Source organism: Methylophaga sp. UBA5088 (assembly GCF_002414625.1).
Taxonomy (GTDB): domain Bacteria; phylum Pseudomonadota; class Gammaproteobacteria; order Nitrosococcales; family Methylophagaceae; genus Methylophaga; species Methylophaga marina.
In genome coordinates, this window is the sequence record NZ_DIAC01000068.1 from 9,075 (window position 1) to 9,408 (window position 334).

Here is a 334-nt window from a genome sequence, read left to right on the forward strand (position 1 = left end):
GCATTAAAACCGGGAATATCGGTGTAGGACTTGCCACTGGATAAACGTGGCACACTCGCATCGACTGCATTATTGCTGCCTTCGAGTTTAAGTTCGCCGCCGAATGCTTCACCTGGTTTTAGGATGTCATCCACACTAAGTGTGCTAGCCACTATGGCACCGCCGATACCGCTATGAACATTACGTTCAAGGTTGGGGCCTTTTATCGCTTTGATATTACCGATGAGATTAGGGTCGATATAACTCCGGTTATTGGCACCGTTATAACCACGCCAGATAGTAATTGCCTGTTCAGTGCCATCGATGGTGAGTGGCACACGGCCAGGGCCCTGAA

Annotated in this window: 1 pseudogene; it reads right to left on the minus strand. The window is 49.4% G+C overall.

Features of this window, described 5'->3' with window-relative positions:
- Positions 1-334, minus strand: a pseudogene (locus B4K20_RS08630) (TonB-dependent receptor); the annotation flags it as partial.